20 protein-coding genes are annotated in these 21,478 nt (G+C 67.6%); 11 read left to right on the top strand and 9 right to left on the bottom strand.

Annotated elements, in window-relative coordinates; genetic code table 11:
- Positions 1 to 7 precede the first annotated feature (7 nt).
- From HPT29_RS11455 to HPT29_RS11440, 4 genes are all read right to left on the bottom strand, one after another.
- Positions 8 to 1,678: a dipeptide ABC transporter ATP-binding protein gene (locus HPT29_RS11455; protein WP_173950263.1), complete on the bottom strand. Its 1,671-nt coding sequence runs from the start codon at positions 1,676 to 1,678 to the stop codon at positions 8 to 10.
- A complete protein-coding gene (locus tag HPT29_RS11450) occupies positions 1,675 to 2,577 on the bottom strand; it encodes an ABC transporter permease (protein ID WP_173950262.1) in 903 nt (300 codons plus the stop codon). Before HPT29_RS11450 ends, HPT29_RS11455 begins: the two co-directional genes overlap by 4 nt.
- Positions 2,574 to 3,518 carry an ABC transporter permease gene (locus tag HPT29_RS11445; protein WP_173950261.1) on the bottom strand — a complete coding sequence of 315 codons (945 nt, stop codon included), beginning with the start codon at positions 3,516 to 3,518 and terminating at the stop codon, positions 2,574 to 2,576. The genes HPT29_RS11450 and HPT29_RS11445 overlap by 4 nt, the downstream gene beginning before the upstream one ends.
- Positions 3,519 to 3,599: 81 nt before the next feature.
- Complete coding sequence (locus HPT29_RS11440) at positions 3,600 to 5,267, bottom strand: TIGR04028 family ABC transporter substrate-binding protein (protein ID WP_173950260.1); 1,668 nt, start codon at positions 5,265 to 5,267, stop codon at positions 3,600 to 3,602.
- A 389-nt stretch (positions 5,268 to 5,656) separates the two neighbouring features.
- Between HPT29_RS11440 and HPT29_RS11435 the strand changes: the two genes are divergently transcribed.
- Positions 5,657 to 6,034, top strand: a complete 378-nt coding sequence (locus tag HPT29_RS11435; RefSeq protein WP_259060561.1) for a hypothetical protein — start codon at positions 5,657 to 5,659, stop codon at positions 6,032 to 6,034.
- A 13-nt stretch (positions 6,035 to 6,047) separates the two neighbouring features.
- Here HPT29_RS11435 and HPT29_RS11430 read toward each other — a convergent pair whose 3' ends face one another.
- Complete coding sequence (locus tag HPT29_RS11430; protein ID WP_173950259.1) at positions 6,048 to 6,950, bottom strand: LysR family transcriptional regulator; 903 nt, start codon at positions 6,948 to 6,950, stop codon at positions 6,048 to 6,050.
- Between the two features lie 146 nt (positions 6,951 to 7,096).
- On the opposite strand from HPT29_RS11430, the gene HPT29_RS11425 reads away from it, so the two are divergent.
- The 3 genes from HPT29_RS11425 (at position 7,097) to HPT29_RS11415 (ending at position 9,712) form a co-directional block, all read left to right on the top strand.
- Complete coding sequence (locus HPT29_RS11425; protein WP_173950549.1) at positions 7,097 to 8,248, top strand: 4-oxalomesaconate tautomerase; 1,152 nt, start codon at positions 7,097 to 7,099, stop codon at positions 8,246 to 8,248.
- Positions 8,178 to 9,167 (top strand): Bug family tripartite tricarboxylate transporter substrate binding protein, encoded by a 990-nt coding sequence (locus tag HPT29_RS11420; protein WP_173950258.1) that lies wholly within the window; start codon positions 8,178 to 8,180, stop codon positions 9,165 to 9,167. The genes HPT29_RS11425 and HPT29_RS11420 overlap by 71 nt, the downstream gene beginning before the upstream one ends.
- Positions 9,168 to 9,325: 158 nt before the next feature.
- Positions 9,326 to 9,712: an acyl-CoA thioesterase gene (locus tag HPT29_RS11415; protein ID WP_173950257.1), complete on the top strand. Its 387-nt coding sequence runs from the start codon at positions 9,326 to 9,328 to the stop codon at positions 9,710 to 9,712.
- A gap of 156 nt (positions 9,713 to 9,868) precedes the next feature.
- Here the strand turns inward: HPT29_RS11415 and HPT29_RS11410 are convergent, their stop codons facing one another.
- The 4 genes from HPT29_RS11410 to HPT29_RS11395 form a co-directional block, all read right to left on the bottom strand.
- Complete coding sequence (locus HPT29_RS11410; protein ID WP_173950256.1) at positions 9,869 to 10,768, bottom strand: carbohydrate ABC transporter permease; 900 nt, start codon at positions 10,766 to 10,768, stop codon at positions 9,869 to 9,871.
- Positions 10,765 to 11,712, bottom strand: a complete 948-nt coding sequence (locus tag HPT29_RS11405) for a carbohydrate ABC transporter permease (protein WP_173950255.1) — start codon at positions 11,710 to 11,712, stop codon at positions 10,765 to 10,767. The genes HPT29_RS11410 and HPT29_RS11405 overlap by 4 nt, the downstream gene beginning before the upstream one ends.
- Positions 11,713 to 11,777: 65 nt before the next feature.
- A complete protein-coding gene (locus HPT29_RS11400; protein WP_173950254.1) occupies positions 11,778 to 13,094 on the bottom strand; it encodes an ABC transporter substrate-binding protein in 1,317 nt (438 codons plus the stop codon).
- Between the two features lie 579 nt (positions 13,095 to 13,673).
- A complete protein-coding gene (locus HPT29_RS11395; protein WP_173950253.1) occupies positions 13,674 to 14,576 on the bottom strand; it encodes a LysR substrate-binding domain-containing protein in 903 nt (300 codons plus the stop codon).
- A gap of 115 nt (positions 14,577 to 14,691) precedes the next feature.
- Here HPT29_RS11395 and HPT29_RS11390 point away from each other — a divergent pair, with 115 nt between their 5' ends.
- From HPT29_RS11390 to HPT29_RS11360, 7 genes are all read left to right on the top strand, one after another.
- Positions 14,692 to 15,441 (top strand): SDR family NAD(P)-dependent oxidoreductase, encoded by a 750-nt coding sequence (locus HPT29_RS11390; protein ID WP_173950252.1) that lies wholly within the window; start codon positions 14,692 to 14,694, stop codon positions 15,439 to 15,441.
- Between the two features lie 20 nt (positions 15,442 to 15,461).
- Positions 15,462 to 16,331: a transketolase gene (locus HPT29_RS11385; protein WP_173950251.1), complete on the top strand. Its 870-nt coding sequence runs from the start codon at positions 15,462 to 15,464 to the stop codon at positions 16,329 to 16,331.
- Entirely contained in the window at positions 16,328 to 17,380 is a 1,053-nt protein-coding gene (locus HPT29_RS11380) for a transketolase family protein (RefSeq protein ID WP_173950250.1), read from the top strand. Before HPT29_RS11385 ends, HPT29_RS11380 begins: the two co-directional genes overlap by 4 nt.
- A gap of 119 nt (positions 17,381 to 17,499) precedes the next feature.
- Positions 17,500 to 18,498, top strand: coding sequence for a TRAP transporter substrate-binding protein (locus HPT29_RS11375; protein ID WP_173950249.1), 999 nt, complete (start codon positions 17,500 to 17,502; stop codon positions 18,496 to 18,498).
- Positions 18,499 to 18,502: 4 nt separating this feature from the next.
- Positions 18,503 to 19,081 (top strand): TRAP transporter small permease, encoded by a 579-nt coding sequence (locus HPT29_RS11370; protein ID WP_173950248.1) that lies wholly within the window; start codon positions 18,503 to 18,505, stop codon positions 19,079 to 19,081.
- Positions 19,078 to 20,337, top strand: coding sequence for a TRAP transporter large permease (locus tag HPT29_RS11365; RefSeq protein ID WP_173950247.1), 1,260 nt, complete (start codon positions 19,078 to 19,080; stop codon positions 20,335 to 20,337). The genes HPT29_RS11370 and HPT29_RS11365 overlap by 4 nt, the downstream gene beginning before the upstream one ends.
- A 152-nt stretch (positions 20,338 to 20,489) precedes the next feature.
- Positions 20,490 to 21,377, top strand: a complete 888-nt coding sequence (locus HPT29_RS11360) for an NAD(P)-dependent oxidoreductase (protein ID WP_210808332.1) — start codon at positions 20,490 to 20,492, stop codon at positions 21,375 to 21,377.
- Positions 21,378 to 21,478 lie beyond the last annotated feature (101 nt).

Here is a 21,478-nt window from a genome sequence, read left to right as displayed (position 1 = left end):
ACTTGTCCTAAGAGAATGAGTGCGGGCCGGGATTGCGCTGGCCGGGGATCGCCTCGATGAGCTCGCGCGTGTAGGCGCTGCCCGGGCGCTGGAACACGTCCTCGACCGCACCGCCATCGACCAGGCGGCCGTTGTGCAGGACCGAGACCGTGTCGGAGATCTGGCGGACCACCGCGAGATCGTGGGAGATGAAAAGGTAGGTCAGCCCGAGCGCCTGCTGCAGCTCGTCGAGGAGCGACAGGATCTGCGCCTGCACGGTCACGTCGAGGGCCGACACCGCCTCGTCGAGCACCAGCACCTGCGGGTCGAGCACCAGGGCGCGCGCGATGGCGACGCGCTGCCGCTGCCCGCCCGAGAGCGCATGGGGCCGGCGCGTCAGGACCGACGGCGGCAGGCCGACGCGCTCGAGGATGGCCTCGACCTTGCGTGCCCTGTCCTCGCGCGGCCCGGGGTCGAAGTTCAGGAGCGGCTCCTCGACGATCTGGAAGATCGTCTGCCGCGGATCGAGGGACGCGAACGGGTTCTGGTAGACGAGCTGGATCGTCTTGCGGAAGCGGCGCAGGTTCTCCCCGCGCAGGGACGTCACATCGATCCCGTCCACCAGGATGCGGCCCGCACTCGGCTTCTGGAAGCCCACGATGCTGCGCGCGGTCGTCGTCTTGCCCGAGCCGGACTCGCCCACGATGGCGTGCGTCGTGCCCCGCCTGACCCTGAAGGACACGCCGGCCAGCGCACGGAAAACCTCTCGGCCGCCGATGGCGAAGTCCTGCACGAGGTTCTCGACCACGATGGCATCCCGGCGCGCCCCGATATGCACGGGCTTCGACCGGGCGACCGAACGCGTCTTGCCGAGCGAGGGCGCGTCGGCCAGGAGCTTGCGCGTATACTCGCTGCGCGGCGCGGCGAGCACTTCGGCGGTCGGGCCCTGCTCCTGGATGCGCCCGCCCTTGAGCACGACGATGTGGTTCGCCCGGTCGGCCGCCACGCCCAGGTCGTGCGTCACCAGGAGGACCGCCGTGCCGTATTCCCGGCGCAGCTCGTCGATCAGGTCGAGGATGCGCTTCTGCACCGTCACGTCGAGGGCGCTGGTGGGCTCGTCGGCGATGATGAGCGCCGGACGCAGGGCAATCGCGATGGCGATCAGCACGCGCTGGCGCATCCCGCCCGAGAGTTCGTGCGGATACTGCTTCGCGCGCAGCTCGGGCTGGGACAGGCCGACCCGCGCCAGAAGCTCGATCACCCGAGCGTCGATCTCGGCCCGGCTTCCCTGCCGGTGGATCTCCAGCACCTCGGCTACCTGAGCCCCGATGGTCTTGACGGGATTGAGCGAGCTCGTCGGATCCTGCGGGATCAGGCTGATCTTCTGGCCGCGGATGGTGTCGAGCCGCTTCTGCGACCAGCCCGCGATGTCGGTTCCGTTGAGCCGGATCGCGCCGCCTTCCAGGCGGCCGTTCTCGGCCAGGAGCCCGATCACCGCCTGCGCCGTGGTGGTCTTGCCGGATCCCGATTCACCGACGAGCGCCACGACCTCGCCGGGGCGAACGCGCAGCGACACCTCGTGGACGACGCGCTGGAAGCCCTCGGGGCCGCGATAGCCGACCGCGAGATCGCTGATCTCGAGAACCGGCACGTTCGCGACGTCCGCGGCCGTGGGCCTGATGGAGATGGCGCTCGTCATGGGCGGGCCTTTCCGAAGGACTGGCTGATGCGGTTCGCCGACAGGACGACGAGGATCACCACGATGCCCGGCACCGTCGTCAGCCACCAGGCGCGCGCCAGGTAGTTGCGCCCCTCGGCGATCAGCAGGCCCCATTCCGGTGTGGGCGGCGGCGCCCCGTAGCCGAGGAAGCCCAGGGTGGAGATGGTCAGGATGGCCCAGCCGAGCTGCAGGGCCGCGAAGGCGATCACCGAGGTCAGCGAGTTCGGTAGGATGTGGCGCAGCAGCACGCGGCCGAAGGTTCCGCCGCTGCCGAACGCCGCCTCGACGTAGTCGCTGGCGCGCACCCGCACCACCTCGGAGCGGGCGAGCCGCGCGAAGCTGGCGATGGACGTGATGCCGACCGCGATGGCCGCGTTGACGATGCCGAAGCCGAGCAGGATGACGATGCTGAGCGACAGGAGCAGCTGCGGGATCGACAGGAGCACGTCGACGCCGCGCATGATGGCGCCGTCGATCCGGCCGCGCGCCGATCCGGCCACGATGCCGAGCGTCGTGCCCACCAGAAGGCCGACGCCCACGGCCACGAGCGCTCCAGACAGCGAGTTGCCGGCCCCGTGGATGATGCGCGCGAGGAGATCGCGGCCCAGCGCGTCGGTGCCGAGCCAATGCTCGGCGCTCGGCGCGCGAAGCTGCTGGCGGGCCACGCCGACGGTCGGGTTGTAGCCAGTGAACCATTGCGGGAACAGAGCCCACAGGACGACGACCGCCATGACGAACCAGGCCAGGACGAGGCCGGGCTGGATGCTCCGGACGGCCTTCAGCCAACCGGCGCCCGAAGACGCGCCCGTCGAAGGGCTGTCGAGGACATCCGCCTCGTCGCGCAGGAGGCTGCGTCCGATCGTGTTCAGGCCGGTCATGCGACGGCTCCCTGTTTCACCCTGAGGCGCGGATCGAAGACGGGGTAGAGCAGGTCTACCGTGAGATTGATGAGCACGAAGGCCGCCGCCGAGAACACCACGATCGCCTGGAGCACCGCGATGTCCTGGTCGTTGACGGAGCGCTGCGTGAGCCCGCCGAGGCCGTTGAGGCCGAACACCGCCTCGGTGACGACCGCGCCGGCCAGAAGCTCCCCGAACAGGATGCCCCCGATGGTGAGCGTCGGAAGGACGGCGTTCTTCGCCACGTGCTTCCACAGGACCCAGCGATGGGACGCGCCCTTGGCGCGGGCGACCGCCACGAAGGGCTCCGTGAGCACGTGGTCGATGTTGCGCATGAGGATCTGGGCGAGCGGCGCCGAGATCGGGACGGCGAGCGTCAGCACGGGCAGGACCAGCGCCTGCCAGGGCCCGGGATTGATGACCGGGATGAGCCTGAGCTGGAACGAGAAGATCTGGATCAGCAGGATCCCGAGCCAGAACACCGGCGTGGAGATGAAGAGCGCCGGGATCGACTGGACGAACGCGCGCAGCCACGAGAACGGCGCCAGGGCCGAGAGCGCCGCGAGCGCGACCGCCACGATGACCGACAGGAGAAAGCCGAGCGACGCCAGCCACAGGGTCTGCGGCAGGTTGGCGAGGATCAGATCGCCCACAGGAACGCCCGCATGGATCGAGTAGCCGAAATTCCCGGTGAGGAAATTCGCCACCGTGTGGAGATACTGCACCGGCAGCGGACTGTCGGCCGCGTAGGCGGCCCGGATGTCAGCGATCTGCTCAGGCCCGAGGCCGAGTTCGGGATTGAGGAACTTGATCAGGATGGCGTCGCCGGGCAGGGCCTGCAGCAGGATGAAGGAGACGGTGAACGCAGCCCACAGCACGAGGGCCGCCTGCCCGATCCTTCCGATCACGTATCGCGACATGAGAGATCCCGTCTGGGTGGTGGATGAGATCGGCCCGCCGGGTCGCGCTCGGTTGCACGGCCCGGCCGGACCTCGGGTTCGTCAGCGGCGGGGCGCCAGCCAGGTGTTGTAGAAGCTGGGGCGGCCAACCGCCTCGAAGGACACGCCCTTCACGTAAGGGGCGGCCGCGAAGGCCTGCGGCTCCTCGAAGATCGGAATGGCGTAGGCCTGATCGACCACGTAGTTCTGCACGTCGCCCGCCACCGCGAGGCGCTTGGCGCGGTCCGGCTCGGAGGCGAGCCGGTCGAGGAGCTGGTTCAGCTTCTCGTCGACGAAGGCCTGCACCTTGTCGCTGTTGCCGCCCTTCTGCAGCAGCACGTTGCGGTTGGTCGGATAGTACTGGCTCTTGATCACGTCGGGATCGGCCCGGCCGACCATGGCGGGCGAGACCGGCGCCTTGGCGGGATCGAGATTGTTCACGACCGCGCTGCCCGAGTCGGCCGTGAGCACGTTCAGCTTCACGCCGATCTTCTCCCATTGCTGCGCGACGAGCTGCAGCGTCTCCTTGTTCTGCGGCTGCGGCAGGGACTCGTAGGCGGAGAGTTCGAGAACCTGTCCGTCCTTCTGGCGCCGTCCGTTCGCCCCGACCTTCCAGCCGGCCTCGTCGAGCAGGGCCTTGGCTTTCTCGAGGTCGTAGGACAGCCTCTGTGAGAGATCGACATAGCCCGACGCCGTCTTGGCGATGATCGAGGTCGCCTTCGGGTAATTGGCCGAGAACAGGGTCGAGACGATCTCGTCCGTGTTGGTGGCGTGCAGGAGCCCGCGGCGGACCCGGACGTCGGCGACGAGCGGGTTGTCGGGACGGAACACGACGGAGTTGTTCACGCCGCGGGTCGAGGGCGCGTAGATCAGGTAGCCCTCGTCCTCGACCTGCTTCTCGTCATAGGCCTGGATCTGGCGGATCACGTCGGCCTGGCCGGCCAGAAGGGCGCCGATGCGCACGCTGTCCTCGGGGGTGACGATGTACTTGATCTCGTCGAGATAGGCACGGCCCTGGTGCTCCAGCTTCGCCGGGCCCCATTTGTAGTCCGCGCGCACCTTCAGGGTGAGCTCGCGTCCGAGCGTTTCGCTCGCGACCACGAACGGGCCCGACCCGATGATCTTGGTGGCGTCGCCGAGCGCTTCATAAGGCAGCGCGAGAGTCTTCAGGGATACGAGGCCGGAGCCGATCACGGACGTGCCCTGCAGGAAGCCGGGCGACGGCTTCTTGAACGTGAACTTCACCGTCTGCGGGTCGATGACCTCGCTACGGTCGTAGTTGTTGATGACCTCCGAGACCGGCAGCTTGAGGTCCTTGTTGCCGCGTCCGAACGTGTCGTAGTTCTTGGCCACGGCGGCTGCATCGAGCGGCGTTCCGTCTGAGAAGGTCACGCCCGGGCGGATCTTGAAGGTGTATTCCGTCGCGTCGGCGTTCACCGTCCACGATTCGGCGATCCAGGGTTCGATCTCCAGGGTCTTGGGGTTCTGGTAGGTCAGCTTGTCGGTGATCTGGTTGAGGATCCCGCCATTGGGATAGAAGCCGCCCGCCGGCGGATACAGGTTGGTGTGGGCCTGCTGCTCGAGATAGACCAGCGTGCCGCCCTTCGCGGGCGCACCTTCGGCGCCCGCCGCGAGGGCGCCGGCGCTCCAGAGCGCCGCGCCGGTCAGGAACGTGGCTCCCACCAGGGCCGCAAGGCCCGCTTTGGTTCCGAAGCGCGAATTCAGTGTCACGGTCAATCCCCTTCCCGGCTGGATATCGAGCCGATCGATGCAGGAATTATCGCGACGGAACGTCCGGAAAATCAACGGGAATGTTCTTTTTTTAGAACAGGCCGGACGAGTAAAATCTTCTCTTCCAGGGCTGATCCAGGAAGGAATGTTCTTTTTGTCCTGAAATCGAGGCCCCGAAGGGCCCGCTAACGCGTCTCGGCCCGTCAGATTCTCTGCGTGATGTTCGTTTTACAGAACGAACCGGATGGTGCCGCCCCTGCCCCAGCACCCTGTTGCCGGTTCCGCTTCGGAAGCTCAGAATACCCTCGCGGTGTCCTGGGCGCACAGGCCGGCCTTCCAGGAGTTCCTGACGCCGACACCGTCATCCGCTGCTGGGAGGAGCTTGTCCCATGGTCACATCGAAGTGGATCGGAAGCGCCAGGATCACGGGCTTGCCGTCCGTCCTGATTCTCGCGGCGGCCTTTGCCGCCCCGGCCGCCCAAGCGGGTCCCTGCGGGGCGGAGATCGACCGGGTTCAGGCGGCGGTCGACGCGCGCATCGACGCCACCGCGGGCGCCGGCCGGACGGGCGCTGAGAGCACCGCCGCAACGGACCATCGCGAGCCCACCCCGGGCTCCATCGCCACGGCCGAGGCGCGGCTCGGAGACGGGGCCTCGAACGAGAAGGCCCTGGCGGCCCTGACCCAGGCGCGCGCCGCCGATCAGGCCGGCGACGGGGCCGCGTGCGAGCGGGCTCTCACGGCCGCCCGCGCGGCCATCGGGCGCTGAACCGACCGCCGCGTTAGCCGGGGCTGCGCCAGGTCCCGAGGAGCATTTCGAGAAAGCGTTCGGCGGCGGGCGCCAGGCGTGCGCCGCGGCGCCTCACGACCCCGATGGTGCGCGACACCTCCGGGTCCCCGATGGCCCGCGTCACGATGATCGGATGCTCGGCCTGCGGGGTGGCGAGGCGCGGCAGCACCGAGATGCCGAGCCCGGCCTCGACCAGCCCGAGCGACGTGGACAGGTGGGTCACCTCGTAGGACCAGCTCAGGCGCACGCCGGCCCGCACCAGGGCGGCGTCGAGCAGGATGCGGTTGCCGCTGCTCCGGCTCACCGCCACGAGGGGCTGCCCTTCCAGGTCGGACCAGGTCAGGGTCTGCCTGGCCGCCAGGGGATGGTCGCGCCGGCAGGCGAGCACGAAGGGGTCCTCCAGCAGGGGCTCGAAGGACAGCTCCGGATCGGACCCGCCCAGGAGGTTGATGCCGAACTCCACCTCGCCGCGGGCCACGCTCTCCAGCCCCTCGTTGGCCGACAGGTCGAGGATCCGGAACCGGATGTTCGGGTACTGCTCCTTGAAGCGGGCGATGACCCCGGGCAGGAAGTAGAACGCCGCCGTGGGCACGCAGGCGAGCGTGATCTGCCCGCCCCGCTGCTGGCCGATCTCCCGCATGGCGAACAGGCTCGAATCGAACTCGTCGAGCATGCGCCGCACCAGCGGCAGGAATTCCCTCCCGACGTTCGTGAGCGCCACCCGCCGCGTGGTGCGCTCGAGGAGCGCCGCCCCGACGGCGGCCTCGAGCCTCTGGATCCGGCGGCTGAGCGCCGGCTGGGACAGGTTCAGCGCCTCGGCGGCGCGGTGGAATCCTTCGAGATCGACGACCGCCACGAAGGCCCGTAGGTCCAAGGCTTCGAAATTGATGCTCATGGAGCATCAATAGCACCGATCTTTGCATTTCACAGCAGTTTCCGGATTTGAGATGTGTGGATGGCCAACCCACAAACCCGGATCTCGCTGTGTCACTTCCGTTCGCCACATCGAAGAAGAACGCCCTCGAAGTCCCCTGCGTGCTCATGCGGGGCGGGACCTCGCGGGGGCCGTTCTTCCTGGAAGCGGACCTGCCGGCCAACCCGGCCGAGCGCGACCGCTTCCTCCTCGCCGCCATGGGATCCCCCCATGGGCTCCAGGTGAACGGGATCGGCGGCGGCAACCCGATGACCAGCAAGGTGGCGATCATCGCCCCGGGGTCCCGGCCGGACGCCGACGTGGATTACCTGTTCGCCCAGGTGGCCACCGACCGGGAGCTCGTCGATTTCAGCCCGAACTGCGGCAACATGCTGTCTGCGGTCGGCCCCTTCGCCATCGAGGCCGGCCTGGTGCCGGCGCAGGCGGGCGAGACCCTGGTCAGGATCTTCAACCGCAACACGGCCACCACCGTCGAGGCCGTGGTCCAGACACCTCATGGGGCCGTGGAATACGAGGGCGAGACGGTGATCGACGGCGTGCCCGGCACCGCCGCCCCGGTCCGGCTCACCTTCCTCGACGCCCTCGGGTCCAAGACCGGCGCGCTCCTGCCGACCGGGCAGGAGCGCGAGTTCATCGACAACACTCCGGTGACCCTCGTCGATTATGCGATGCCCATGGTGCTCCTGTCGGCGGGCGATCTCGGCCTTTCCGGCGACGAGACGCCGGACGCGATCGAGGCGGACGCCGACCTGCTCGCCCGCCTCGAAACGATCCGCCGCGAGGCCGGCCTGCGCATGGGCCTCGGCGACGTGTCCGGCAGCGTCGTGCCCAAGGTCGGCATCCTGTCCCGAGCCCGCCACGGCGGCACGATCACGTCGCGCTACCTCATGAACGCGAGCCGCTGCCACAAGGGCCACGCGGTCACGGGCGCCCTCTGCGTCGCCGCCGCCTGCCGGCTGCCGGGCAGCGTCGCGCACGATCTTGCGGCGCCCGCCCTCTCGTCCCTGGTGACGGTCGAGCACCCGAGCGGCCGCATCGAGGTCGATCTGAGCATCGACCCGTCCGGCCGGATCGCGCGGGCGAGCCTCGTCCGCACCGCCCGCCGCATCTTCGAAGGCAGGATCATCGTCCCGGCAAGCGCTGTCCTTGCGCCCCCGGAAGGTCTACAACAAAGAGGAGAAAACGCTCATGACACCCACACGCCGCCTCGTCTGCTCCGCCGCCCTGGCCACGCTGGCCACGATCACGCTGCCCTTTAGCGGCGCCTTCGCGCAGGACGCCTTCCCGACCCGTCCCATGAAGCTCGTCGTCCCCTATGCGGCCGGCGGCGGCACGGACGCCATCGCGCGCCTCGTCGCCCAGGGAGTGAGCGAGAAGCTGGGGCAGAACCTGACCGTCGAGAACAACGGATCCGCCGGCGGCAACATCGCCACGCAGCAGGCCGCCAGCGCCGCCCCGGACGGCTACACGGTCCTGATGGCCAACCAGGGCCCGATGGTGGTCAACCCGCACCTGTTCAAGAGCGTCAAGATCGATCCGCTCACCGCCTTCGATCCCCTGACCCTGATCACCGCCGCCCCGCTGGTCGTGGTCGTGCCGAAGAACTCCCCGTACAAGACGGTCAAGGAGCTGATCGAGTACGGCCAGAAGAACCCGGGCAAGCTGACCTACGGGTCCGCCGGCAACGGCTCGGCGAGCCACCTCGCCACGGTGCTCCTGGCCCAGGAGGCCAAGTTCGACGCGGTCCACGTGCCCTACAAGGGGGCCGGCCCGGCGCTGAACGACTTCCTCGGCGGCCGCATGGACTTCATGGTCACCACGGTCCCGTCCGTCCTCGGCCTGATCGAGAGCCATGACGCCCGCGTCCTCGCCGTGACGTCGAAGACCCGGGCCAAGAAATTCCCGGACGTGCCCTCCGTGGCCGAGAGCGGCTGGCCGGCCTACGAGGCCACCGCCTGGTACGGCTTCGCGGTGCCGAAGGGAACGCCCAAGGACATCGCCGACAAGATCCGGACCGCAACGGTCGAGACGATCAAGAACGGCGTGGTGCGCGAGCGGCTCGAGAACGAAGGCGCGGAGCCGATCGGCAACAGCCCGGAGGAATTCGCCGCCATGATGAAGGCCGAATCCGCCCGCTGGGCCGAGATCATCGGCAAGTCGTCCATCGCCATGAACTGATCGAGAACCTGAGCGGCGGCCGCGACCGCGCGGCCGCCCGCATTGCCTGTTCACACTGGTTCCGGCATCCTGCAAGGCTCCATGGCGAGAACCGTCATGGAGCCTTTTCTGCAAGGGGCCCTTTTCCTCGCCGCAGGGCCCATCGACGGGAACGCAGCATGACGCCGGAAGAGTTGCACGCACGCCTGCCGGTCATCCGCACCATCGCCATGCCGTCCGACACCAACCCGGCCGGCGACATCTTCGGCGGCTGGCTGATGTCCCAGATGGATCTGGCCGCCGGCAACGCGGCCGCCAGACGGGCGCGAGGGCGCTGCGTCACCGTGGCGGTCGACGGCATGGCGTTCCATTCGCCCGTCCATGTGGGCGACGAGGTCTCGGTCTATGCGGACCTGATCTCCACCGGGCGGACCTCCATGAAGTTCCAGGTCGAGGCCTGGCGGCGCTCGCGCGACGGCGACGAGCAGATCAAGGTCACCGAGGCCATCTTCACGTTCGTCGCGATCGACAGCGGATCGCGCCCGCGTCCCCTGCCGCCGGGGTAGAGCCTCATCCGGAAAGGGCGTTCACCCTCCACGTCATCCCAGGGCTTGTCCCGGTGATCCCTATTGGAAGGGCACCGCGCTCGAAACAATCGGGATGGCCGGGACAAGCCCGGCCATGACGAGAAAAGGTCGGCGTGAACAGGTCGCCGCCCTCGCCTATTCCTTCACGGCGCCCGTCATCGACGACACGTAGTAATCGACGAAGAACGAGTAGAGCAGCACGACCGGGAGCGAGCCCAGAAGCGCCCCCGCCATGAGGGCTCCCCATTCGTAGACGTCGCCGCGCACGAGCTCGGTCAGCACGCCCACCGGCACGGTCTTGTTCTCCGACGACTGGATGAAGGTGAGTGCGTAGATGAACTCGTTCCAGGAGAGCGTGAAGGCGAAGATGCCGGCCGAGATGAGGCCCGGCACCGCGAGCGGCAGCATGATCCGGGTCAGGATCTGCCAGCGCGAGGCCCCGTCGACCAGCGCGCATTCCTCCAGCTCGTAGGGAATCGACCGGAAATAGCCCATCAGCAGCCAGGTGCAGAACGGGATCAGGAAGGTCGGATAAGTGAAGATCAGGGCAAGCTTCGAATCGTAGATCCCGAACTTGAAGATCATCACGGCGAGCGGAATGAACAGGATCGAGGGCGGCACCAGATAGGCCAGGAAGATCGCAAGGCCGGTCCAGCGCGAGCCGGGAAAGCGCACGCGCTCGATCGCATAGGCGGCGAACACCGACGCGGCGAGCGACAGGATGGTCGACCCGATGGCCACCACCATCGTGTTGACGAGCCAGCCCGGATAGGAGGTCTCGAACAGGAGATACTTGATGTTCTGCAGGGTCGGGCTGGCCGGCCAGAACGGATTGTAGTCGCGGAAGTTGTTCAGCTCCTCGTTGGGCTTCAGGGCCGTGATCGTCATCCAGTAGAACGGGAACAGGAGGACGATCACGAAGATGCCCAGGGGCAGGTAAACCGTGAGCAGCCTTTGCGGCGTGCGGTTCAGATAGCTCATGCCGACGGTATCGTCGGCGGCGGCAGGGCTGACGGGTCTGGCGCTCGAGGTCATGCGTCGGTTCCTCCCTGCTGCCAGCGGCGGCGCTGCAGCCCGAAATAACTGAACAGAATGGCAGAGAGAAGGAACGGCACCATGGCCACGGCGATGGCCGCGCCCTCGCCGAGCTGGCCGCCGGGGATGGCCCGCTGGAAGCTCAGGGTCGCCATGAGATGCGTCGCGTTGAGCGGCCCACCGCGGGTCAGCACGTAGATGAGCTGGAAATCCGTGAAGGTGAACAGCACCGAGAAGGTCATCACCACGGCGATCAGCGGCGAGAGCATGGGCAGGGTGATGAATCGGAACCGCTGCCAGGAGGTGGCGCCGTCCAGCGTCGCCGCCTCATGGAGCGAGGGCGAGATCGTCTGAAGGCCCGCCAGCAGCGTGATCGCCACGAACGGGATGCCGCGCCAGACATTGGTGAAGATCACCGTTGCGCGGGCGTTGTTCGGAGAGCCCAGGAAGTTGATCGGCGAATCGATCAATCCGATCTTCATGAGCGCCCAGGAGATGATCGAGAACTGGGCGTCGTAGATCCACCAGAAGGCGATGGCCGACAGCACGGTCGGAACCACCCAGGGCAGGAGCACGATGGCGCGGATGAAGGCCTTGAACGGCAGATGCTCGTTGAGGAGAAGCGCAAGCCAGAGGCCCAGCATGAACTTCAGGATCGACGCCACCACGGTGTACAGGATCGTGTTGAACACCGAGAGCCAGAAGATGCTGTCTTCCCAGAGCAGCTGGTAGTTCTCCAGCCCGACGAAGACGCCCGAGCGACCGATGCGCGTGTCGGTGAAGCCGAGCCAGACGCCGAGCCCCAGCGGGTACGACAGGAAGACGACAAGAAAAAGCGCCGCCGGGAGCATGAAGAGCAGGCCGAGAAAAGCCTTGTTCTGCATGAGCGGCGTGCGGGCGGACGCAGTCGTCGCGCCGGCGCGGGTAAGGGCGGCATCGACCATGGTGCGCCTCCAACATCATCAACAGGAAAAAGGGACGGCGCTCGCACGCCGTCCCTTCAGGTTCGTCAGACGCGGTAGTAGCGGTTCGCCCGCTGCTCGGCGCGCTTGGCCGCTTCCTCGGGCGTACGCTGCCCGGTGGCAGCCTCGGCCACCATGTCCACCATGACGTAATCCGCCATCGTGGCCGCCGAGGCATAGCCGAGCGGACCGGCGTAACCGTTGGGCCGCAGGGTCGACGACGCCCGCTTGTAGGGCTCGTGGACCGGATCCGAGGTCCAGACCGGATTGTCGATCAGGCCCTTCAGAGGCGGGCAGCAATAGGCGCTCGAACCGGTGATCCACGCGTCCATCTGCGGCTTGTCGAGCATGAACTGCAGATAGGCGCGCGCCGCGTTCGGGAACTTCGTGTACTTGAAGATCACCGCCGAGGTGGTCTGGTGCAGCTCGACGGGCTGGCCGACCGGGCCGACCGGCAGGGTCGTCGAGCGGATGTCCTGCGCCATCTCGGCCATCTTCGGGTCGTTCTTGGCCGAGTAGTAGAGCGAGACGCCGTTCGCCGTCACGGACACGTCGCCGGCCAGGAAGACGCGGTTGTTGTTGATGTCGAGCCAGCTCTCCGTGCCCGGAATGAAGGTCTGGTAGAGCTCGCGGGCATATTGCAGCGCCTTGATCGTCTCGGGCGAGTTGATGACCACCTTGCCGCTCTCGTCGACCATCTTGCCGCCGTGGCTCCAGACGATCCAATGGGCGAAGTTGTTGCCGTCGCCGACCGCCTTGCCGAGCGCGAACCCGGCCGGCTTGCTCTTCGCCTTGAGCGCCTTGCACAGTTCAAGGAACTCGTCCGACTTCTCGGGGAATTTCGAGAAGCCCGCCTGCTTGATCATGCTCTCGCGGTAGAGAATGCCGTTGCCGATCGCCGCAAGCGGAAGCGCGATGAACTTGTCGCCCTGCTTGGCATAGCCCTCGGGACCCGGATAATAGCCGCCATATTTGCTGGCGAAGCTGTTGCCGATGTCCGTGACGTCGAGGAGCTTGTCCGGATACTGGAACGGATCGTCGAACCAGACGAGCATCACGTCCGGCCCCGAGCCGACATTCGCCGCGACCGCCGCCTTCGGCCGGATGTCCTCCCAGCTCTCCTTGTCGACGCGCACCTCGACGCCGGTCGCCTCGGTGAACTTCTTCGTGTTGGCGAGCCAGGAATCCTCGTCGCCCTTCACGAAGGGGGTCCAGCGCAGCACGCGCAGGGTCGCGCCCTGCTCCGGCTTGTATTGCGGGGCGGCCGCCTGCGCGAAGGCCGGCCCGGCATTCAGAAGCCCGGTTCCCGCCGCGCCCGCAAGGCCGGCGGTCCCAAGAAGCAGATCACGTCTAGACAGGGTCATCGTTCGTATCCTCCGTAGTCCGGGATCTCTGGTGGCATGCGCAGCCGCCCCGGTTGGGCCGCGCATTTGAGGTTGATCGATCCCCGGCGCCGCCCTCCTCTCGGCATGGACGTGCGCCGTTTCGAATGGGATGAGGATTCATGCACCGGTCCGCGTCATTGCCAGGGCGCCGGGCCGGATCTTCCAGGAAGGCGTGGGCGAGAAATCATGGGCACGAACTCGCGGGACAAGGTCTCATAGGACATCCGCGATGAGCCGGCCGAACGGCGGCGAGTCGGCAGGATGGTTCGTCCGGATGGATCCATCCGGATCGGCCACCGACCGATGATACGTCCGCGTCGCGCGCTCGCCTTCAAGCATGCGCTTCCTCCAGGCCCCGTTCATTCGTCCTGCCCGTCTGGTGCGGGCTTGCGATGTTCTTGGAATGAATATTCTAGGAAGAACTCCTCCATATCAAGCAGTGAAGTCGCGGGCTTTCACAGCCGATGGATCATCAATGCGTATAGGTCAATGAACCTGACCCTTGTCGGCGCCGTCACCGGCTCGCGCTGTCGCGAACTTCGGTATCACGAGCACCGCTCAGGTCCCGACGAGCGGGATCGGGGACTTGATCTCGAGCTCGGCCACCAGCCATTCGGTGAAGGCCCGCAAAGGGCGGCGCTGCCGGACATAGCGCGGGAACACCAGGTTGTGGCCGACATACCGGACCGCGTTCGACCGGCCCTCCAGGGGCATGACCAGCCGTCCCGAGGCGAGTTCCCGCTCGGCCAGGCGGGTGGATTCGAGCGCGACGCCGAGTCCCTCCGCGGCCGCCGCGATGGCCAGGAAGCTGCGGTCGAACCGGCTCCCGTTCGGCGAGGGTCCGGAGAGCCCGTTCGCGGAAAACCAGTCGGCCCATTGGATCTGCTTGCTGTCGGTCTGGATCAGGACATGGTGGTACAGGTCCTCCGGCGTGCCGATCGTCGCGGCGAGGTCGGGCGCGCAGAGCGGCGTGATCGTTTCCTCCCCGAGAGGCACGACGATCAGCCCTTCCGTGCGCGGCGCCCCGTAGACGATGTCGGCGTCGAACTCGTCCGACGTGAAGCGCGTGTAGTCGGTTCCGGCGGCAAGCCGCACGTCCACGCCCGGATGCTGTTTCAGGAACGCCGCCAGGCGCGGCGTCAGCCACTGCGCGGCGAAGCTCGGCGCCGAGTGCAGGCGCAGGAGCATGGGGCCGCGGGTGGACACGACCTCCATGCCGCGCCGCAGTTCCTCGAAGGCCCGGCCGACATGGCGCATCAGCGCCTCGCCCTCGTAGCTCAGCCGCACGTTGCGCGTCTCGCGGTCGAACAGCGGGATGCCGAGCGCCTGCTCGAGCTTGCGGATCGCGTGGCTGACCGCGCTCGGGGTCAGGTTGAGCTCCGCGGAGGCCGCCCGGAACGACCCGGTCCGGCCAGCCGCCTCGAAGATCCGGAGGAAGGAGAGCGGAACCTGCTGAAGCATCGGATGAGTGAATCAGATTCACCAGAGGGTGTAAACGGCGCGTTTGTCCTCCCGCGCAATGCGGAAAATAATTCCTCCAACACGAACAAGAACGACCCTTCCCCTGGAGGAAACGATGCTACTCGAAGGAAAGACCGCGGTCATTTCCGGCGCGGCGAGCCCGCGCGGGATCGGCCTCGCCACCGCCCGCCTCTTCGCGCGCCACGGCGCCAGGGTGGCGATTCTCGACATCGACGGATCGGGCGCCAGGGAGGCGGCTGCCTCCCTCGGGCCGCAGCACGTCGGGATCGGCTGCAACGTCACGGACCTCGACGATTGCCGGCGCGCCGCCGACGAGGCCATCACGGCCTTCGGGCAGGTCGACATCCTGCTCAACAATGCCGGCGTCACCCAGCCGGTGAAGACCATGGAGATCGACGGGGCGAGCTGGCGCCGCATCGTCGACGTGAACCTCACCGGCGTCCTCTACCTGAGCCAGGCGTTCATTCCGCACATGCGCTCCCGCGGCCGCGGGTCGATCGCCTGCATGTCGTCGGTCTCGGCACAGCGCGGCGGCGGAATCTTCGGCGGGCCGCACTACTCGGCCGCCAAGGCCGGCGTGCTCGGCCTCGCGAAGGCGATGGCGCGGGAGCTGGGGCCGGACGGCATCCGGGTCAACTGCGTCACGCCCGGGCTGATCCAGACCGACATCACGGGCGGCAAGCTCACCGACGAGATGCGCCGGGACATCCTGAAGGGCATTCCCCTCAACCGCCTCGGCGACGCCGAGGACGTGGCCGGAGCCTACCTGTTCCTCGCGTCCGACCTGTCCGCCTACGTCACCGGCGCCGTCATCGACGTGAACGGCGGCATGCTGATCCACTGATCCGCCAACGGGAGAGATTCATGACCACGAGCCACGCGGCGCCACGGGCTCCGCAGCCGTCCCTGTCCAACGTGTCCCTGGCGGACCGCGCCTACCGCATCCGCCGCAACGCGCTTCGCATGGGCGAGGTCCAGGGCCAGGGCTACATCGCCCAGGCGCTCGGCATCGCGGACGTGCTGGCGGTGTCGTATTTCCACGCCATGCGCTACCGGCCCGAGGATCCGGAATGGGAGGAGCGCGACCGCTTCCTGCTCTCCATCGGCCACTACGCGATCGCCCTCTACGCGGCCCTGATCGAGGCCGGGATCATCCCGGAGGACGAGCTCGAGAGCTACGGCACCGACGACAGCCGCCTGCCCATGTCCGGCATGGCCGCCTACACGCCCGGCATGGAGATCACCGGCGGGTCGCTCGGGCACGGCCTCGGCCTCGCGGTGGGCTTCTCCCTGGGCCTGAAGCGCAAGCAGTCGAAGTCCTTCGTCTATTGCCTGTTCTCCGACGGCGAGCTCGGCGAGGGGTCGATCTGGGAGGGCGCCTGGTCGGCGAGCCACTGGAAGCTCGACAACCTGATCGGCCTCGTCGACGTGAACAACCAGCAGGCGGACGGCCCGGCCTCCCAGGTCACGGGCTTCGAGCCGCTGGCCGAGCGCTTCGCATCCTTCGGCTGGCATGTGCAGCGCGTCGACGGCAACGACATCGACGCCCTCGTGGCGGCCTTCGACGAGGCCAGGAACCTGGCCGAGCAGAAGCCGCGCATCATCATCTGCGACACCAAGATGGCCAAGGGCGTGCCGTTCCTCGAGGAGCGCGAGCGCAACCACTTCCTGCGGGTGGAGCCGAACGAGTGGCGAAAGGCCATCGAACTCTTGGACGCCGGGAGGACATCATGAGGCGCTCGAAATACACCCGTCCCGCCTGGCTGGGCGAACAGGCGGAAGGCGGACAGGGCACGGCGGACAGCCCGCGGCTCACCACCTCGGCGATGATCGCGTCGCTCGCCGGGCCCGACCAGCGCACCAAGCCCGCCCCGTTCGGCCACGCCCTCGCGGCGCTCGCCGAGACCCGGCCGGAGATCGTCGGCCTGACGGCGGACCTCGCCAAGTACACGGACCTGCACGTCTTCGCCAAGGCGCATCCGGAGCGCTTCTACCAGATGGGCATGGCCGAGCAGCTCCTGATCAGCGCGGCCGCCGGCATGGCCCGGGAAGGCTTCATGCCGTTCGCCACCACCTACGCGGTGTTCGCCGCGCGCCGGGCCTACGACTTCATCTGCATGGCGATCGCCGAGGAAAACCTCAACGTGAAGATCGTCTGCGCCCTCCCCGGCCTGACCACCGGCTACGGGCCGAGCCATCAGGCCACCGAGGACATCGCGATCTTCCGCGGCATGCCGAACATCGCCATCATCGATCCGTGCGACGCCCACGAGATCGAGCAGGCCGTGCCCGCCATGGCGGCCCATGACGGCCCGGTCTACATGCGGCTCCTGCGCGGCAACGTCCCGCTCGTCCTCGACGAGTACGGCTACACGTTCGAGTTCGGCAAGGCCAAGACCCTGCGCGACGGCAACGACGTGCTGATCGTCTCGTCCGGCCTGATGACCATGCGGGCCCTCGAAGCCGCCGAGGCGCTCGCGAACGACAATGTCGACGTCGCTGTGCTGCACGTGCCGACCATCAAGCCCCTGGACGAGGCGACGATCCTGAAGGAGACCTCGCGCACCGGCCGCATGGTGGTCGTGGCGGAGAACCACACGATCGTCGGCGGCCTCGGCGAGGCGGTGGCCGGCCTTCTGATGCGCTCGGGCGTGTTCCCGACGGCCTTCCGCCAGATCGCCCTGCCGGATGAATTCCTGGACGCCGGTGCCCTGCCGACCCTGCACGACCGCTACGGCCTGTCGGTCGCCGCCATGACGCGCAGCATCAAGGGCTGGCTCTAGGACGATCGTCCCCGGAGCGGACGATCCGCTCCGGGGTGCGGCCGCCTCTCCGCGCGCCGCCGTCATCACAATCGTCGACAAGCCCGGCCAACGGGCGGGACATTCAGAGGAGAACGCACATGAAGAGCACGATTTCACGCCGGACGCTGATCGCCGGAGCCTTCGCGGCACCGGCCGTCCTGACGCTGCCCCGCGGCGCCCAGGCGGCCACCAACCTGACCCTCGGCCACAACGCGGCGCCCGGCAATCCGCGAAGCATCGCCACCGAGCGCTTCGGCGAACTGGTCAAGGAGCGCACCGGCGGACGCATCAGCGTGCGCGTCGCCGGATCCGAGCAGCTCGGCAACGAGCAGTCCCTGCTCACGAGCCTGCGCACCGGCGCGGTCGACATGACCGTCAACAGCCAGGGCTCCACCTCGGCGCTCGTGCCGGAGCTCGCCGCGCTCGGCCTGCCGTTCCTGTTCGAGGACAGCGCCGCGGCCTTCAAGGTGCTGGAAGGCCCGATCGGCGAGGAGCTCGCCCAGCGCTTCTCCAAGGTCCAGATGGTTCCCCTCGGCTGGTGGGACAACGGCATCCGCCACATCACCAACAGCAAGCGGCCCGTCGCCAAGCCGGCCGACCTGAAGGGCCTGAAGATCCGCACGCCCCCTGACCCGATGACCATCGACATCTTCCAGGCGCTCGGGGCGGGAACGGAACAGATCAGCTTCGGCGAACTCTATGTGGCTCTCCAGCAGGGCGTCGTGGACGGGCAGGAGAACCCGCTGACGAATATCGCCAGCTCCAAGCTGTTCGAGGTGAACAAGTTCATCAGCCTCTCGGGCCACAAATGGGAGAGCTCGCCGTTCCTCATGTCGCAGATCACCTGGACGCGGCTGCCCGCCGCCGACCGGGAGATCATCAAGGCGGCCGCCAAGGAGGCGGGCGACCTGCAGCGCAAGCTGTTCGCCGAGAACGAGGCCAAGTTCAACAGCGAGTTCCGGGCCAATCCGAAGCTCGCCGTCAACGAAGTCGACAAGCCGGCCTTCCGCGAGGCCTCCGCCAAGGTGGTCGACACCTGGCGCGCGAAGCCCTTCGGCGAGTTCGTCGACCGGCTCGCGAAAACCGCCCGGAGCTGACGCCATGACGCGCGTCGCCCCTCTCCCCCACCACGAGCGTGAGCTGGCCACGGGGAGCGGCGCGCTCGCCCTGGCCAGGATCATCGACCGCGCGGTGGCCTTCGCCTGCCAGGCGGTGATCCTGCTCACCGGAATCGCCCTGCTGGCGATCCTCACGGCGAATGTCGTCGCCCGCTACGTCCTGGAAAGCGGCGGCTTCCGCTTCGCCCAGGAACTGCCCGAGCGCCTCTTCCCGTGGTTCATCATGGCCGGCGTGGCGCTCGCCGTTCAGAAGGGCGGCCACATGGCGGTCGAGTCCGTCCTGTCCCGCCTGAACAGGAACGGCGCCCGCCTCATGCTCCTCGTCGGCCACGCCATCATCATGGCGTCCTATGCCGTCCTGGCCTGGGAGGCGTTCGGCGTCGCCGACATCGTGTCCATCGAGACGAGCCCCGTGCTCGGCCTGTCGAGCAGCTACAGCTATTACGCTCTGGCGCTGGGCTGCATCGCCGTCATCCTGACCACCTTCGCGCTTGCCCTGCGGGTCGCCGTGCTCGGCCCCGAGGCCATGCCGACCCCCGATCCGGAGGAGACCGGCATATGAGCATCGTTCTCATCATCGTCTTCACGATCCTCATGCTGCTGGCGATCCCCGTGGGCCACGCGCTGGTGATCGCCGCCGGAGCGACGCTTGCCTGGCAGGGCGAGCTGCCCCTGATGATCGTCGCGCAGCAGATGTACCAGCAGACGCAGTCCTTCCCGATGCTGGCCCTGCCCTTCTTCATGATGGCCGGCAGCCTGATGCTCGGCGGCAAGCTGGGGCACGAGCTTCTGTCCTTCGCCACCAAGTCGATGCAGCGCTGGCGCGGCGGTCCACTCTCGACAACCGTCGTCGCCTCCGTGGTGTTCGGCGGCGTCTCCGGAAGCGCGGTCGCCAATGCCAGCGCGCTGGGCTCGGTGCTGATTCCCTGGCAGAAGAAGCAGGGCTACCCGGCCGGGCTGTGCGCGGCCAACAACGCGACGTCGGCGGTGATCGACATCCTCATTCCGCCGTCGATCCCGCTGATCCTCTACTCCCTCGTCAGCGGCGTCAGCATCGCGGATCTGTTCACGGCGGGCATTCTGCCGGGCATCCTGATGGCCGGCGGCTTCGTCCTGACCTGCAGCTGGATCGCGCGGCGGCGCGGCATCCACTCGGAGGACCCGGCCGTCAGCCGGATGGAGCTTCTCAAGCTGGCGGTGCTGAGCGGTCCCGCCCTCCTGATGCCGATCCTCATCTTGCTCGGTCTGCGCTTCGGCATCGCCACGCCGACCGAGATCTCCGTCTTGGCCGTCGTCTATGCACTGGCCCTCAGCGCCCTCTTCTACCGCGACCTCACCTGGAAGCGCTTCTATCACAGCCTGATCGAGTCCGGCATCGCGACCGGGGTCGTCATGCTGGTGATCATGGGCAGCGCCATCGTGGGCTGGATCCTGACCTTCGACGAGGTTCCGATCCGCTTCGCCGAGTGGGTCACGGCCACGATCAGCAATCCCCTGCTGGTGATCCTGGCCATGAACATCCTGCTGCTGGTCGTCGGCATGCCGCTGGACCTGCCGCCGGCGATCCTGCTCCTCGGGCCGATCTTCGTGCCCCTGGCGGCGACGATCGGGCTCGATCCGGTGCAGCTCGGCATCATCATGGTGCTCAATCTCGGCATCGGGCTCTACACGCCCCCGATCGGCACGACGCTGTTCATCTCCTCGTCGATCGCGCGATCGTCCCTGGCGGACACGACCCGAGAGCTGTGGCCGTTCTTCGGCGTGGCCATGCTGGTGCTTCTCGCCGTCAGCTACATTCCCACCCTGACGATCTACTGAAGCCAGAGCATCGCGCGAAAACTGGATCCGGTCTTTCGCGCGATGCTCTCATGAGAGAAGAAGCATCGGGGCGTCCTACTTTAGAACGAGCGGGACGCTCTCCCCTTGTCAGCTCTCCGGCCGGCACAGTACCGATAGGCACGAAGCGAGGGATCAGGAACATGACTCGGATTGCTTTTGTCGGCCTTGGCGCCATGGGACTGCCGATGGCCTCGAACCTCGTGCGAAAGGGCTTCGACGTCACCGGGTTCGATCTGAACGCCAACGCCCTCGCGACGCTCGAAGGGGCCGGTGGCCGGCGCGCGGGCAGCGCGCGTGACGCGGCCCATGACGCGGATGTCTTGATCCTGATGGTGGTGAACGCCGCCCAGGCCGAGGCCGTGCTGTTCGAGGGCGGAGCCCTGGAGTCGCTCCGCGACGGCGGCGTGGTCGCCCTCATGGCGACCTGCCCTCCTTCGGCCGTGGAAGCCATCGAAGCACGAGTCCAGCGCGCCGGAAGGCGCCTGGTCGACGCTCCCGTGTCGGGCGGGGTGGCTGGCGCCAAGGGAGCGACGCTGACCATCATGGCGGCCGGACCCCGCGACACGTTCGATCTCGCAAAGCCCGTCTTCGACGCCATGGGCGACAAGGTCTTCCATGTGGGCGAGCGCCCGGGACAGGGCGCCATGGTCAAGACCGTCAACCAGCTTCTGTGCGGCGTTCACATCGCGGTCGTCGCCGAGGCGTTCGCTCTTGCGTCCAAAGTCGGCGTCGATCTCGACATCCTGCTGCAAATCATGAGCGGGTCCGCGGCCTCGAGCTGGATGCTCAAGGACCGGGGGCCGCGCATGCTCCAAGAGCAGCCCGAGGTCACCAGCGCGGTCGACATCTTCGTCAAGGATCTCGGCATCGTGCTCGATGCGGGCCGGGACACCAGGGCGGCTCTGCCCCTGGCCGCAGCGGCCCATCAGATGTTCCTGGCGGCCTCCGGGCGCGGGGACGGCCATGAGGACGACAGTCAGGTCATCCGCACCTATCTCGCCTTGAACGGCGTTCGATGATCGGCTGCATGAGCGCGCTCGTCGGGCCATCGGATCGAGTGGCGATAGAGGATCCGTGCAGTCGCGCCGACAACACCTAGGATTGTGCTCAACAAGACCAT

The sequence above is a fragment of the Microvirga terrae genome (assembly GCF_013307435.2).
GTDB classification, from domain to species: domain Bacteria; phylum Pseudomonadota; class Alphaproteobacteria; order Rhizobiales; family Beijerinckiaceae; genus Microvirga; species Microvirga terrae.
This window is presented reverse-complemented; position numbering and strand designations above follow the sequence as displayed.

Excerpts from the sequence above, each read along its gene's own strand:
- HPT29_RS11455 (WP_173950263.1), bottom strand. The coding sequence starts at position 1,678 with ATGACGAGCGCCATCTCCATCAGGCCCACGGCCGCGGACGTCGCGAAC.
- HPT29_RS11450 (WP_173950262.1), bottom strand. The coding sequence starts at position 2,577 with ATGACCGGCCTGAACACGATCGGACGCAGCCTCCTGCGCGACGAGGCG.
- HPT29_RS11445 (WP_173950261.1), bottom strand. The coding sequence starts at position 3,518 with ATGTCGCGATACGTGATCGGAAGGATCGGGCAGGCGGCCCTCGTGCTG.
- HPT29_RS11435 (WP_259060561.1), top strand. The coding sequence starts at position 5,657 with ATGGTCACATCGAAGTGGATCGGAAGCGCCAGGATCACGGGCTTGCCG.
- HPT29_RS11430 (WP_173950259.1), bottom strand. The coding sequence starts at position 6,950 with ATGAGCATCAATTTCGAAGCCTTGGACCTACGGGCCTTCGTGGCGGTC.
- HPT29_RS11425 (WP_173950549.1), top strand. The coding sequence starts at position 7,097 with ATGCGGGGCGGGACCTCGCGGGGGCCGTTCTTCCTGGAAGCGGACCTG.
- HPT29_RS11420 (WP_173950258.1), top strand. The coding sequence starts at position 8,178 with ATGACACCCACACGCCGCCTCGTCTGCTCCGCCGCCCTGGCCACGCTG.
- HPT29_RS11415 (WP_173950257.1), top strand. The coding sequence starts at position 9,326 with ATGACGCCGGAAGAGTTGCACGCACGCCTGCCGGTCATCCGCACCATC.
- HPT29_RS11410 (WP_173950256.1), bottom strand. The coding sequence starts at position 10,768 with ATGACCTCGAGCGCCAGACCCGTCAGCCCTGCCGCCGCCGACGATACC.
- HPT29_RS11405 (WP_173950255.1), bottom strand. The coding sequence starts at position 11,712 with ATGGTCGATGCCGCCCTTACCCGCGCCGGCGCGACGACTGCGTCCGCC.
- HPT29_RS11400 (WP_173950254.1), bottom strand. The coding sequence starts at position 13,094 with ATGACCCTGTCTAGACGTGATCTGCTTCTTGGGACCGCCGGCCTTGCG.
- HPT29_RS11395 (WP_173950253.1), bottom strand. The coding sequence starts at position 14,576 with ATGCTTCAGCAGGTTCCGCTCTCCTTCCTCCGGATCTTCGAGGCGGCT.
- HPT29_RS11390 (WP_173950252.1), top strand. The coding sequence starts at position 14,692 with ATGCTACTCGAAGGAAAGACCGCGGTCATTTCCGGCGCGGCGAGCCCG.
- HPT29_RS11385 (WP_173950251.1), top strand. The coding sequence starts at position 15,462 with ATGACCACGAGCCACGCGGCGCCACGGGCTCCGCAGCCGTCCCTGTCC.
- HPT29_RS11380 (WP_173950250.1), top strand. The coding sequence starts at position 16,328 with ATGAGGCGCTCGAAATACACCCGTCCCGCCTGGCTGGGCGAACAGGCG.
- HPT29_RS11375 (WP_173950249.1), top strand. The coding sequence starts at position 17,500 with ATGAAGAGCACGATTTCACGCCGGACGCTGATCGCCGGAGCCTTCGCG.
- HPT29_RS11370 (WP_173950248.1), top strand. The coding sequence starts at position 18,503 with ATGACGCGCGTCGCCCCTCTCCCCCACCACGAGCGTGAGCTGGCCACG.
- HPT29_RS11365 (WP_173950247.1), top strand. The coding sequence starts at position 19,078 with ATGAGCATCGTTCTCATCATCGTCTTCACGATCCTCATGCTGCTGGCG.